12 protein-coding genes and 3 pseudogenes are annotated in these 12,195 nt (G+C 51.9%); 5 read left to right on the top strand and 10 right to left on the bottom strand.

Annotated features, from left to right (window positions below; genetic code table 11):
• Positions 1 to 573: 573 nt before the first annotated feature.
• The 3 genes and pseudogenes from RRF55_RS23390 to RRF55_RS23400 form a co-directional block, all read right to left on the bottom strand.
• Positions 574 to 3,261: a ParA family protein gene (locus RRF55_RS23390; protein ID WP_048332990.1), complete on the bottom strand. Its 2,688-nt coding sequence runs from the start codon at positions 3,259 to 3,261 to the stop codon at positions 574 to 576.
• A 1-nt stretch (position 3,262) separates the two neighbouring features.
• A complete protein-coding gene (locus RRF55_RS23395; RefSeq protein WP_048332989.1) occupies positions 3,263 to 3,697 on the bottom strand; it encodes a hypothetical protein in 435 nt (144 codons plus the stop codon).
• Between the two features lie 753 nt (positions 3,698 to 4,450).
• Positions 4,451 to 4,728, bottom strand: a pseudogene (locus RRF55_RS23400) (phage portal protein); the annotation flags it as partial.
• 38 nt (positions 4,729 to 4,766) lie between these two features.
• Between RRF55_RS23400 and RRF55_RS23405 the strand changes: the two are divergent.
• A pseudogene (locus tag RRF55_RS23405) lies at positions 4,767 to 5,030 on the top strand (integrase core domain-containing protein); the annotation flags it as partial.
• Positions 5,031 to 5,299: 269 nt separating this feature from the next.
• The gene (locus RRF55_RS23410) at positions 5,300 to 5,539 is read left to right on the top strand and encodes a putative hemolysin (protein ID WP_004176548.1); all 240 of its coding nucleotides are present in this window, start codon (positions 5,300 to 5,302) and stop codon (positions 5,537 to 5,539) included.
• Here the strand turns inward: RRF55_RS23410 and RRF55_RS23415 are convergent.
• On the bottom strand, positions 5,529 to 5,885 hold the full coding sequence (locus RRF55_RS23415) for a DUF488 domain-containing protein (RefSeq protein WP_004150779.1): 357 nt from the start codon (positions 5,883 to 5,885) through the stop codon (positions 5,529 to 5,531). The two genes, RRF55_RS23410 and RRF55_RS23415, sit on opposite strands and share 11 nt — an antisense overlap.
• A complete protein-coding gene (locus tag RRF55_RS23420) occupies positions 5,872 to 6,381 on the bottom strand; it encodes a DUF523 domain-containing protein (RefSeq protein ID WP_032414791.1) in 510 nt (169 codons plus the stop codon). The genes RRF55_RS23415 and RRF55_RS23420 overlap by 14 nt, the downstream gene beginning before the upstream one ends.
• 145 nt (positions 6,382 to 6,526) lie before the next feature.
• On the opposite strand from RRF55_RS23420, the gene RRF55_RS23425 reads away from it, so the two are divergent.
• A complete protein-coding gene (locus RRF55_RS23425) occupies positions 6,527 to 7,219 on the top strand; it encodes a CTP synthase C-terminal region-related (seleno)protein (protein ID WP_023286247.1) in 693 nt (230 codons plus the stop codon).
• A gap of 31 nt (positions 7,220 to 7,250) precedes the next feature.
• On the opposite strand, the gene RRF55_RS23430 is transcribed toward RRF55_RS23425, so the two are convergent.
• A complete protein-coding gene (locus RRF55_RS23430) occupies positions 7,251 to 8,426 on the bottom strand; it encodes a CynX/NimT family MFS transporter (RefSeq protein ID WP_074188200.1) in 1,176 nt (391 codons plus the stop codon).
• A gap of 107 nt (positions 8,427 to 8,533) precedes the next feature.
• On the opposite strand from RRF55_RS23430, the gene RRF55_RS23435 reads away from it, so the two are divergent.
• On the top strand, positions 8,534 to 9,328 hold the full coding sequence (locus RRF55_RS23435; RefSeq protein WP_004140469.1) for an AraC family transcriptional regulator: 795 nt from the start codon (positions 8,534 to 8,536) through the stop codon (positions 9,326 to 9,328).
• On the opposite strand, the gene RRF55_RS23440 is transcribed toward RRF55_RS23435, so the two are convergent.
• From RRF55_RS23440 to RRF55_RS23450, 3 genes and pseudogenes are all read right to left on the bottom strand, one after another.
• Complete coding sequence (locus tag RRF55_RS23440) at positions 9,312 to 9,758, bottom strand: DUF441 domain-containing protein (RefSeq protein WP_002901080.1); 447 nt, start codon at positions 9,756 to 9,758, stop codon at positions 9,312 to 9,314. The two genes, RRF55_RS23435 and RRF55_RS23440, sit on opposite strands and share 17 nt — an antisense overlap.
• Before the next feature lie 116 nt (positions 9,759 to 9,874).
• Complete coding sequence (locus RRF55_RS23445) at positions 9,875 to 10,375, bottom strand: YbaK/prolyl-tRNA synthetase associated domain-containing protein (protein WP_002901088.1); 501 nt, start codon at positions 10,373 to 10,375, stop codon at positions 9,875 to 9,877.
• Between the two features lie 95 nt (positions 10,376 to 10,470).
• Positions 10,471 to 10,627, bottom strand: a pseudogene (locus RRF55_RS23450) (hypothetical protein).
• Here RRF55_RS23450 and RRF55_RS23455 point away from each other — a divergent pair.
• The gene (locus RRF55_RS23455) at positions 10,622 to 11,758 is read left to right on the top strand and encodes a glycosyltransferase family 9 protein (RefSeq protein ID WP_014907796.1); all 1,137 of its coding nucleotides are present in this window, start codon (positions 10,622 to 10,624) and stop codon (positions 11,756 to 11,758) included. The pseudogene RRF55_RS23450 and the gene RRF55_RS23455 sit on opposite strands and share 6 nt — an antisense overlap.
• Before the next feature lie 168 nt (positions 11,759 to 11,926).
• On the opposite strand, the gene RRF55_RS23460 is transcribed toward RRF55_RS23455, so the two are convergent.
• Positions 11,927 to 12,169: a DinI family protein gene (locus RRF55_RS23460; RefSeq protein ID WP_002901096.1), complete on the bottom strand. Its 243-nt coding sequence runs from the start codon at positions 12,167 to 12,169 to the stop codon at positions 11,927 to 11,929.
• Between the last annotated feature and the right edge of the window lie 26 nt (positions 12,170 to 12,195).

The raw sequence follows: 12,195 nt of genomic DNA on the forward strand, positions 1-12,195 counted from the left end.
CATGAGAGAACGCATTCATCATTAAATGACATGACTCCGGCTGAATTCATCCGAAGTCTCCGGAAAGACGAAGATCTCTGATTTAGCACTGCACTGAATTTGGGCCAGGGTCAAAACCCGGGAAATCTCAAAAAGTGCGTGGAACTAAAACGGGTGCGCTTACACTATGTCACCGCTTAAGATTTAATTATAGAGTGATATATGCCATTTGCAACGGGAAATTGCGTAGTGCGAGACTTGTAAGCTTTTATATTCAGGTTGAAAGTATACTGAGTATCTTGTGAAAAATTAAATGTAAGGATTCGCAACTTCCTATAGAACTTTTAGCTCATGTTTTAAGTTTAATTAAAAATGATACATCAGAATGATGGGTGTTATTGCATTGAATTTTGATAATCGGTTTGTGATTTTTTTTTTTTTTTTTTTACATTTCAACCATGTTTTTATGATTGTTTTTAGATCAAGGATTGTTGAAGATAATATTTAATTGCTATACCTTTTAGCAGAGTGGCCATCATGCTAGATGAGATGATGATGACCACTATAATTAAAAATAGATTTTAATTCGATATCTTAGAACGGAATTCCGCCTAAGTTTCGTTTTAGTAAAGCTTGAACCCGAGGCCTTCCGCCTCCAGAGGAGGTAAAGTTAAGCCCCCATCTATATATCTCTGGTAAAAAATACCTGTCTTCAGAGTTTTGGTCTGTATCTTCATAAATAATTCCTAACTCCTTCAAAGAGTTTAAAAGCTCCAGTGATAATCCAACTTCTAATGGGTTGAATGGCACTTTTTTCACTTCTTTTGGTATTGTTTTGAGGATTGCAAGCCAATCATTTAATGATTTTATTTCGCTTGCTGTTTCTGAAACTTTTTCTTGGCTACAAGCAGGTAAAGATTTACGGATTGCTTCAGGTGCAAGAATGCGGTCTACCCAAACTTCAGGCTTTATAGTTGAGCTTTGTGTTTGTAACATAGCCTCAGCTGAAAACTTCAGGAATCTAACTATATCTCTTGCTTGTAATTTACCGTTTAAGTCGCAGATTGCAGCAAAAACCCATCTTGCGCTATTCGCTTCTTTTGAATTATCTCGACCTAGTTTTTTACCCCACAGTTTTTCTAGAGCAGTTAGTAAATTATCACTGTTTAATTTATCGGCTTCGTTAGGGTTTGCGTTAATTATAGCTGATTTCCCTGCAACCCAATAGGCTAAACGAAGGAATGATTCAGGTGTCCACTCTAATCTAAAAGGTTGATATCTAGATACAAATTGTGAAAAATTCTGTTTTATGACAGTTTGTACATAATCAGCCCGGATAAAGCAAATTAACCCTATTTTTCTATCAGGGATTTCTGAAAGGGCATTCGGCAATTGTAACAATGCCTTTATTGCACCTCGTTGGATCTCTTCTGCATCAGGGGAATCGAATAAATCCTCTATACCATCTACAAGCAAGAGTAATGACTGGTTTTTACTAGTTAATTGTTCATTAAGCTCTTGAAGAGAATTGCATTCCCCCCCTAGCTCTGACAATAAAAAATCAATCCAGAATTCATCCCAATTGGTATCAGCTGTATCTAATGCAGCTTTGACTTTTTTTGATGCTGAGTCAAGGGTGGTCTCAGATTTTAGCCCAAGCTTAATTAATGACTGTTTCCTGATTGAACGAACTTTTTCACTTGCTGCATCAAGATTTGTTGACGCAAGTAATGGAAATACTACAGCATCAACGGTGGAGGTAATTCCTGTGTTAATTTTTTTATGGAAGTTTCCCCAGTTTCCAGAAAGACAAATTTGAATATATGTGAATGTTTTTCCCGCACCTTTAGCTCCAATAGATACAGCATTAGGTAGAGTGTCGGTATAATATTTTGCAAAATTTCGGAGCGGATCGGTTACAAGCATGTCATTTGCGTCAATATTTTCGGCAAATTGAAACTTACTACATGTATCACGTAATTTTTGCGCGTCAGAAATATTTTTATTCCCTGATGTATGACCATTAGCATTATTTAAATCAAATGCAGAAGAAGATAATGATTTCGCCCAATCTTTTGCAGAATCATAGAGTGTCGAGTGTGGTAAGGCCTCATATGCACTTCTAATGGAGGATAGGCTCATCAATGACTGATTAAAGTCAACTTCAAGCCATTCAATTCCTTGAGCTAAAATGTCAGAGTCATCTGTTGGATATGCAGAGTTCAACATTTCAGTGGCTAAGGTATATGCTGGTAATTTCCGAAGTTGATTAGTTAACAGACTAACAATTACTGATGGTTTTTCCTTGCTGTATGTAGAAAAGTTGAATGTAGAGTTTGAACTGTTCAAACGAGATAAAACTTCACACATACCTTTGACTGATTGAGGAGCAACTGTAGTAACGAAGTAGTGTTCAATTCTAGGATCAAATATAATAGGGCTCGCAAGTTCACTTAGCCCTGCTCTTAAATCGATTAAAACGACATCCACCTCTAAAACCTTACCTAATTTCATAAGGTATTCACTTAATACCCATGGGTTATCTAAGTTTTTAGATAGATGCTCAGGAGTTACTGGCATGTCCATCACCGATGTGAGATCAAGAGATGAGGGTAATACAAAAATCTCTTTACTCGGTCCATCAATGTTAATGGATGATTTTCTAAGTTCATTTGCGAAGTAATTTATCACTTCGCTTTGCGCACTAGGGGAATAATGAATTGCTTCCACATAATTTATGAATGAGACAGTGGGTTTATTTTCATCATCTAACCAAAAACTTATACCTGGAGCTTCTAGGTCCGCATCAATTAAAAGAACCTTTGCTCGCTCTTTTGAATTGAGCACAGCAGTTGCGTATGTCATCAATGATGTTGTCCGTCCAACACCACCTTTGAAAGAGTGAAATGAAGTAACATGAGGGCCATCAGACCACTTTTCGGGAGTGTTTACGTTTACTCCAGGGTTGTATACATGTTCCTTCCAGAGAGGATATACTAGTTTTTGATTTTTTTTTGTGTTTGCACTTTGTATAAATTCGATGGGATATTGTTCTTTATTTAAATCTAGTCTGATATAAGGTTGGCCAACAACTGAAAGCTTTCTACCAAAAATAGATCCTAGCCATTCTAAAATAGACAGTAACTCACCTGAGTACTCAATCTCCATGCTAGAGTTATAACAAAAAACGGCCTGTATGAAATCAGGATAATTTGTTTTATTCTTACTAACTTTTTTTAGTTGTCTTTCGACATCTAACCAAGTTATTAATTTTTCATCCATATCATAGCTCCTTATTTATCCATGCATTTATTCGCAATAATTTCTCTTCTAAAATCTGATCAGTGATAGCTCCCGGTCCAGTTAATTTTCCACCGTAACGCCATACCTGATTTAGTTGGCTTACATGGCAATTCCTAGGGGTTGAAGCTCTGTTGATATTACAATTTTTCATTGAAACACCTTCAGGAAGCAATTGGGCTTTTGGTAAAAGAACAAGATTAGCTATTTTATTTAAGTCGTGAGACAATAATTCGGCATTTTCTTCATCAATAATGTCTAAATTTCTTTGCGTAAGAAAAACAGCCTTTAGCCCGCACTCAACAGCATAAAAAAGAAGCAGTCTATGTGGGTTTTGTCGTGGTTCAGCATCAGACACTGCTGTTGCATCTCTCCAGGCCCGAGTGAGCTCTTGTTTTGTAAAAGGTAGCTTAGCCATTGTTAGTCGTGGTCCTTAGCAAAAATATTTGCGGATGTACATACCAACACTGTTTTTTCTCGAGTGCTTGTATAGTTAATATACGCTATTTAGCGGTTAACTAATTGATAGTAATGATTTTAAAGGTTTGAGTGCATATCGATATCCACGTGTAATCTTTAAACATAAAAGCCAATATAATATTAAATACCATAGTAAAAAATGGCAAAGTATATCTGCATCTTCCACGCGTACATAATTTATACTACGGTTTCCATCATAGGCTGGTGCTGCTGTCAAACAACCATCGCCATGATACTAGCTTGGTGCGATCGGTATGTGTATTAAAATGCTCGTTTTATCGGCTTGAATCAGCAGAAAAACGCATCTTCAACTAATTTTTAATAGTACAAAAATGCACTAATTAGCATATATTTTTGATGTACTCTATCCTTTGTAAGCCGATGTGTGATGCGGTCTGGGCATGCTGTTGCGCATGCACTAGAAATGAAAGGATTGCTGCGCGCAGGTGACGGGGGGCAAGCCCCCGCAAACGGGTCAGGGTAGGGAAGGCGGCAGAATATGCAATTTCACGGTTTCTGCTTCACGGTGAGCGGTCGTTTTGGTTGGAGATATGCCTTGTGCAGGGAAAAAGCAGCGACGCGCAGAGGGGCGCTGGTACGGGATTCTTTAAGCAGAAAAGATGAGGCCAGCGAAAATGCTGGCTTGTTATAAATGCCTGATGTTGTTCAAAGAAACTGAATTTTCTGGCGGTTATTTCTGGGGGGAAAGTAACGCGTAAGGGTTAAAGCGGAATACCTCTTCTCCTAGCCACTCATTGACCACTTTCAGCGCCTCCATTACGGGCGTCAGCTCGTTGATGGCGTAGACCCTGGCGGCCTTTACGATGTCCCCAAATGATCCGTTTCCCTCTGGCATGGTGCCAATCAGCTGCGGTGGTATACGGTGTGCCGTGTGTATGTCGCCCAGGTGGCGTTCTTAATGTTGATAAACTTATCTTTCGCCGTGATCTGCTGAAACGGCAGGATCTGACACTATCCTTTCCACCGCCGCGCGCTCGATCAATTAATGGGCCTTTGAGCATGGTGTGGAACGACGGCTTATCCTGCCAGGTAAGCCAACGCAGAACGGATTTATTGAGAGTTTTAACGGACGCTTTCGCGATGAGTATCTGAATGAACACTGGTTCAGCGATATTCTTCATGCCCGGAAAGCGATTAATGACTGGTGGCAGGATTATAACGAGTGCCGTCCCCATTCTGCACTGGGCTGGATGACGTCATCCGAATTCGCAGAGAAGTCTGCCGGTTGGCAGAATATGCAGCCAACATGAAGCCGGTTATTCCTGATTACGACTGGATCATATTCGGGGTCAGGGTCGATATGTGGACATTTTTGAAATAAATCCTTTTATTTCAATTTATTAAATCCCCAAAAAAAGCCCCGTCGGGGGCGACGGGGAAAAACTCATTGATTATGGAATGATCTGTTCTCTGGTCAGTTCGAGAACAGGGCTACTCTACGGGGGAAAAGTGCAGGCAAGATGGAGAAAACGTGGAGATTCAGGCTAAAATCCCCGGGCATCCAGGAAAGGGAGGAACAATGAAAAAGCTACTGGCTATTCTGCCACTGGTATTAGCCGGCTGTGCCCAGCCGCAGCCCACTGCGCCGACGAAAACCATCGGCATGCCCAACCCCGCGGCGGTATACTGTCAGCAATCCGGCGGCACCCGGGTGCCGGTGCAAACGCCGCAGGGCGTCAGCACCCAGTGCAAACTACCCAGCGGCGAAACCCTCGACGAGTGGGCGCTGTGGCGCCGGGATCATCCGGCTAAATCGTAACCGGCAGGGCCGCCAGCCAGGCGGCCAGCACCCGGGCATGATTCTGCTCGGTGTTCTTCGCAGCGTACAGCAGCGTCAGCGGCTGGCGTTGCGCCAGCGCCGCCAGCCGCAGGCCCGTTTCGCGATGGGCGTCGAGCTCCTGACGATAGCGCTGGCTGAAGTGGGCGAAATCGATCGCCTCGCCGTGAAAGGCTTTGCGCAGCTCAGCGGAAGGCGTTAACTCCTTACACCACTCATCACAGGCCAGCGCCTCTTTTTTAATCCCCCGCGGCCAGAGACGGTCGACCAGCACCCGATAGCCGTCGCTGCTTTCCTGCGGGTCATACACCCGTTTACACTGAATCATCATCCTGCTCCTTCTGTGCCATCCAGGCGAGCAACTGCGGGATTTGCCCGTCGGAAAATACCGTGATGCCGTGGGCGCGGAGTAGGTCGGCGGCCACGCCGGCGCCCGCTTTGCGCCGTCCGCGAAAGGAACCGTCATAGACATACTGGCTGCCGCAGGTAGGGCTGCCGTCGGTGAGTAACGCTGCCTGACAGCCCGCTTCCCGGGCGGCGCTGAGCGCCAGCCAGGCGGCCAGCTGATAATGTCCGGTGACGTCGCGGCCGTCGCTTTCCACGATCCGCGCCCGTCCGGCAAGCACATCGCCGCCGGTGCCGTCGAGGATCTCCGCCGGCAGTCGGGGCGTAGGCAGACCGGCCGCCAGCTCCGGGCAGTGGATCACCAGCCGCCCCGCCTGCTGCCAGCGGGACAGCGTCGCCGCCAGTTGTGCCTTCTCGCTACCGTTATACCGCACCTGGAATCCCATCAGGCAGGCGCTGACCAAAAGCTTATTTTTCATTCTCTCTCCCTTACGCGCTTTTTCCAGTATACCTCACCCGTCGGCCACGGCGGTGGGGTGAAAATAAGGATTGTGTTCCACAGGCGGGATCGCTATTCTGACGTGCCTTGTGCTGTCCGTCTCGTCCAGACATAAGGAACCTGCTATGAAAACTCCTTTACGCCTCGCCCTTGTCGGCGATAATCACCCCGATATTGTTGCCCATCAGGCCATTCCCCTGGCGATAGACGATGCCGCCGCCGTGCTGGAGCAGCCGGTGAAATATGACTGGCTCGCCACCCCGTCGATCGCCTCCGGCGAGGCGCTGGCGGAGTACGATGCCATCTGGGTCGTTCCCGGCAGCCCGTATCGTCACCCGGAAGGCGCGTTTACCGCGATCCGCTATGCCCGGGAAAACAGCATTCCTTTCCTCGGCACCTGCGGCGGCTTTCAGCACGCGGTGATTGAATACGCCCGCAACGTGCTCGGCTGGCAGGACGCCGGACATGCGGAAACCGACAGCGAAGGGCGGATGGTGATCGCTCCCCTCAGCTGCTCGCTGGTGGAGACCTCTGCCGTCGTCGAGCTGCGGGCGAATACGCTGATTGCCCGCGCCTATGGCCGGGAGAGCATTGAAGAGGGCTACCACTGCCGGTACGGCGTGAGCAGCGCGTTTGCGGCGGAGCTGGAGCAGGGCGATCTGCGCGTCACCGGCTGGGATGAAGAGGGTGAGATCCGCGCCGTCGAGCTGGTGACGCACCCGTTTTTTGTCGCCACCTTGTTCCAGCATGAGCGTCACGCGCTGGACGGGCGTCCCGCGCCGCTGGTGCAGGCGTTTCTCCGCGCCGCGGCACAATAATTCCACCGGCAGCGGGCGCTGCCGGTCATCTTCAGGGGTGAATTTCCCGGTCACGTCCGGCGAGCGCGCCGCAGACCGCCATCACCAGCGAAATCAGCGCCACCGCCAGCAGCGGAATATGCCAGTCGCCATTGGCATCATGGATCCTGCCCATCAGCGGCGGCCCGCAGGCGGCCAGCAGATAGCCGACGCTCTGCGCCATCCCTGACAGCGCCGCGGCCTGATGCGCCGAGCTGGCGCGCAGGCCGATAAACGTCAGGCCGAGGATCATGGTGGCTCCGGAGCCAAAGCCGAACAGCAGCGTCCAGCCGATCGCCAGCTCAGGCAACAGCCACAGCCCGGCGGCGCTGATGGCGCACATCAGGGCGACCAGCACCGCGATCCCGCGCTGGTCGCGCAGCCGATGCAGGATCAGCGGTATCGCCAGGCCGGGCGCGGCGGTCGCCAGCTGCAGCAGGCCATGCAGCGAGCCGGCCTGCGCTTCGCTATAGCCCATACTCTGCAGAATCGACGGCAGCCAGCCGATAATCACGTAATAGACCAGCGAGTTGATGCCGAGGAACAGCGTCACCTGCCAGGCCAGCGCCGACCGCCAGATCCCCCGGTTATGCATAGCGCCTGAGCCGGTCAATGGCGTCTCCGCCCGGCGCCGGGACTGCGGCAGCCAGCTGAGGAGCGCCAGTAGCGGGAAGACCATCAGCAGCAGCAGCGCCCCGCGCCAGCCGAATCCGGCCATCGCCACGGGGACCACCAGCGCCGAACCAAGCGCCGCCGCGCCGCCCATCGTCAGGGAATAGGCGCCGGTCATCCGCGCGACATGTTGCGAGAAATCCCGTTTAATCAGCCCGGGCAGCAGCACGTTACCCAGCGCAATGCCGCAGCCGATTACCGCCGTGCCGATAAACAGCAGCGCAGCGGAGGGCAGGGAGCGCAGGGCAATGCCGGCGCAGATCAGCAGCATCGCCAGCAGCAGGCTGCGTTCCATGCCGAACCGGCGGGCAACCCCTGCCGCCAGCGGCGAGACAAGGCCAAAGGCCACCAGCGGCAGGGTAGTGAGCAGCCCGGTCTGCGCGGTGGTCAGGCCATAGTCGCTACGAATCGCGTCCAGCAGCGGCGCCGCGCCGGTAAAGACCACGCGCAGGGTGGTGGCGATGAGCAGGATACCGGCAATCAGCAGCGCGGGGCGGCGGCCGGTAGAGGAGTTCACAGAAGACATATCATTCTCAAGGTAACTAATGAGGGGGGTTACGATAGCGGCTTTGTCCCTCGTTTAAATCAAGCTAAAATGACAGATTATCGCTAATATCGGACAATATGATGATTGGACTGGGGCTGGATGGCTATGAACCGGACAGTGGCCACGAATCGGCCATTGCCTTTCGTATCCGGGTGGTGGAGGCGGAGCAGTATATTCCGGCGCATTCCCACCGTAAGGGGCAGCTGATCCTTGCCCTGCACGGCGCCTTGACCTGCGAGGTGGAGAACGCAATGTGGATGGTGCCGCCGCAGTATGCGGTGTGGGTTCCGGGGCAGCTGTCCCACAGTAACCGCGCTACCCCCGGCGCCCAGGTATGCTTCCTGTTCATCGAGCCGGGCGCCGCGCCGATGCCGGATCGCTGCTGTACGTTAAAGATTTCCCCGCTGGTGCGAGAGCTGATCCTTACTCTGGCGGAGCGCGGCGGAGAGTCGCTGGCCGCCCCCGCCACGGCCCGGCTGGTGCAGGTTCTGTTTGATGAGCTGCCCCGCCAGCCGCAGGAGCACCTGCAACTGCCGGTATCAAACCACCCGAAAATTCGTCAAATGGTGACGATGATGGCCGAGGATCCGGCGCGCTGGCAGACCCTGAGCCAGTGGGCGGCGGTGTTTGCGATGAGCGAGCGGAATCTGGCCCGCCTGGTCGTGCGCGAAACGGGGCTGAGCTTTCGCCGCTGGCGCCATCAGCTGCAGCTGATCCTCGCGCTGCAGCTGCTGATCCGCGGGCAGACGGTGCAGCAGACGGCTCAGGCGCTGGGCTACGATTCCACCACCGCCTTCATCACCATGTTTAAAAAAGGGCTCGGGCAGACACCGGGCCGCTATCACGGTAGCCTGGCTACGACTTCCCAATAAACAATGAGATGATCCCGGCGGCAATCAGCGGCCCGACCGGGACGCCGCGAAACAGGGCGACGCCGAGTACTGTACCGACCAGCAGCCCGGCCACCAGATGCGGCTGGGAGCCCATCAGGGAGACGCCGCGCCCGCCGAGCCACGAAACAAACACCCCGACCGCAATCGCCAGCAGCGATTTCCAGTTCATAAAGGAGTGGATCAGCGTCGAGGGCGGCAGCGTGCCGCTGGCGATAGGCGCCATCACGCCGATGGTCAGAATAATGATCCCGACGGTCAGTCCCTGTTTCTCAACCCAGGGAAAGAAGGCGTTCAGCGGCGTGACGCGCACGATAATCAGCACGAGGATGGAGATCGCCACGGTGGTGTTATGACTGATAAAGCCGAGCGCAGCCAGACCCAGCAGGATCAACAGGGTGGTATCAAACATGTACAGAGGTCCTTGCCAAAATAAGAATGCCAAAAATATCCCGCTTACTCTACGCATCGTGGCGTGAATAAACAGGATTTTTACGCCATGCGGCGGAAATCTGGGCGGATGCCCGGTTAGCTAAGACGGCGAAAGGTCGCGATCTCTGGTCGGGCGATATGTAAATAGTCTTCGGTGTCGAGAATGATCGACCGGTCCAGGCGCCCGGCGTTAAAGGCGATTTGTGGAAAGCGTTCAAACAGCAGCGGGTCCGCCACCAGCCGCAGCGCCGGATGGAAACTGAAGGGGGGAATGGCGCCGAACACGCAGGCGGTGAGGGCCTCCACCTCCGCCGGGCTGGCCAGCGAGGCTTTGCTGCCGCCGATATGCCGGGCCAGGCTGGCGAGGTCGGCCTGCCGATCGGCGGCGAGGATCGCCAGCACATGCTGGTTGACGCCGTTTCCTTTCACTTTACAGACTAACGCTTTCGCGCCCTGGCCAAGCGCGGTGCCGCGGATTGCCGAGACGGCTTCGCACTGACCGACCGCCTCGTGCGCCATCACCCGGTAGCGGGCCCGGTGCTCGTCGAGCAGCGCGCACAGCCGCTGGTGGATATTACCTTCTACTGCTTCAAGCATAGCGTCCTCCTGACATCATAAAGCAGCCAGCTTAGCGCTGTTGCGCCGGCCTGCCAACGGTGGGCCGGGAAATTCACCATTCGCTCATTATTACTTCACAGTGCTGTGGTGCAATCCCGCAGGCGCAGATGAGTTTTGTAAATAAAAAAAAGAATGATTTTCATTTTCAATCGAACTTTTTTTATTTCGCTCAGTCTCTATCGGACGACACAGAATATTAATAATTGCCGTAATGAGGTTAGGATGATGCACGATGCAACCATGCAGGGTTCCCCACGCAAGAAATTTAATAAAATAAGGGAGCTCAACAGACGGCGGAATTACTTTACTAAGAAAGTACGTAATGCCCTGCGGGTGGGGGTGGCGAAAGCACTCTGGGATCGCCGACGCCGTCAGCCGGTAGATTTGTCGTCTGCGAAAACCGTCCTGTTGATGCGCAATGAGGGGGCGGTCGGCGATGTAGTGGTGGATTCCGCGCTGGTGAAATGCCTGCATCAGTCAGGCTATATCGTTGATTTTTTGCTGACGACCTCTAACAGCCAGGTGATGCGTTATAACCCGCGGATCCGCCATATTTATGAAGCTGACCCGGTCACGTCCGCCGATTTTTTGCGTAAATTTAATCATAACGTTCCTCGCGACGTTATTAATGAACTGGCTAATAATAAGTACGATATTATTATTGACCCTTCGCTGTTCGATATTCCCGTGCATCGCCTGCGGCTTTTCCGACAAATAAAAGCCAAATCAGTGCTCGGGTTTAATAAATGGCCATCGATTAAGCACTACTCCCACTCTTTTGATTTTGACTGCCAGCGCTGGCACGTGACGAAAACGTTCGAGCTGATCGCCGATTATCTCCAACTGGACACCCGCGGGCTGGACGCTTACGACCTGGCGGTGCCCGGGCCGATTATGCAGGAGGTGGCGCAGTATCTGGCGTCGCTAAGCGGAAAAGCGGTGGTGATTAATATTTTTGCCGGCCATGCCGACCGCAGTCTCTCGCAGACGCAGCTGGCGGAACTGCTCGACAAACTGCTGGCCCGCCATCCGGGGAGCGCGGTTATTCTGCTCGATCACCGGCGCGAGATCCGCATCCCGCTGCCGCCGGAGGTGGTGATTAACCCATTTAACACGTTACACCATGCGATGGCGCTGATCGCCCAGGCGGAGCTGATTATCTCCCCGGACACCTCGGTGGTGCACATGGCGGCGGCGTGGAACAAACCGCTGATCGCGGTCTATAAGGACGTTCTGCTTAATAACCGGCTGTGGGCGCCGGGCTATGACAACGCCAGGCAGATCATTGTTAAATGCGGGAAGGTCCATCAGCATCGCGGGCTAGTGGATAGAATTATAGCGGCGCTACCGGAGACGCTGTGAGGCGATGAGGGGAGACAGGTAGGGCTCACCTGCTGGCCGTATGCAAGAGCCAGCAGGTGAGCGAAGGTTGCATTGCCAGTCTGCAACCGCCGCTATTGTACTGTTGCCCGCGGCTCTGCCACATCCGGGAAAGCTCTTAAAGAGGTGGTCGCCGCGACTGGGGCGGGATCACTCTTCAGTGAGCCACATATCCGCCTCTTCAAACATCTCCTGCACCGTGCGGCTGATCAGCTCTTTTTCATGCTTGCTGGCGTCGGTGTTGATCGCCGGCAGCGTCATCATCGGCTTCACCCGCACTTCCGCCTCCGGGAAAATGCGCTGCATGCGTTTGGTCAGCTCGTTAAGAATGGCCTCTCTGGCGCCCGGCAGCCCGGCAAAATTGCGCTTGTCATAAATCAGTTCCACAAACATCTTCTGTCCTCTGTATGCTGATCGCG

Source organism: Klebsiella sp. K47 (assembly GCF_051858335.1).
GTDB classification, from domain to species: Bacteria; Pseudomonadota; Gammaproteobacteria; order Enterobacterales; family Enterobacteriaceae; genus Klebsiella; species Klebsiella pneumoniae.

Bases quoted from the DNA above. Each gene is read 5' to 3' on its own strand.
- RRF55_RS23415 (WP_004150779.1), bottom strand. From the start codon at position 5,885: ATGATTCAGTGTAAACGGGTGTATGACCCGCAGGAAAGCAGCGACGGC.
- RRF55_RS23445 (WP_002901088.1), bottom strand. From the start codon at position 10,375: ATGCTTGAAGCAGTAGAAGGTAATATCCACCAGCGGCTGTGCGCGCTG.
- RRF55_RS23395 (WP_048332989.1), bottom strand. From the start codon at position 3,697: ATGGCTAAGCTACCTTTTACAAAACAAGAGCTCACTCGGGCCTGGAGA.
- RRF55_RS23420 (WP_032414791.1), bottom strand. From the start codon at position 6,381: ATGAAAAATAAGCTTTTGGTCAGCGCCTGCCTGATGGGATTCCAGGTG.
- RRF55_RS23435 (WP_004140469.1), top strand. From the start codon at position 8,534: ATGATGATTGGACTGGGGCTGGATGGCTATGAACCGGACAGTGGCCAC.
- RRF55_RS23425 (WP_023286247.1), top strand. From the start codon at position 6,527: ATGAAAACTCCTTTACGCCTCGCCCTTGTCGGCGATAATCACCCCGAT.
- RRF55_RS23460 (WP_002901096.1), bottom strand. From the start codon at position 12,169: ATGTTTGTGGAACTGATTTATGACAAGCGCAATTTTGCCGGGCTGCCG.
- RRF55_RS23440 (WP_002901080.1), bottom strand. From the start codon at position 9,758: ATGTTTGATACCACCCTGTTGATCCTGCTGGGTCTGGCTGCGCTCGGC.
- RRF55_RS23455 (WP_014907796.1), top strand. From the start codon at position 10,622: ATGCACGATGCAACCATGCAGGGTTCCCCACGCAAGAAATTTAATAAA.
- RRF55_RS23410 (WP_004176548.1), top strand. From the start codon at position 5,300: ATGAAAAAGCTACTGGCTATTCTGCCACTGGTATTAGCCGGCTGTGCC.
- RRF55_RS23390 (WP_048332990.1), bottom strand. From the start codon at position 3,261: ATGGATGAAAAATTAATAACTTGGTTAGATGTCGAAAGACAACTAAAA.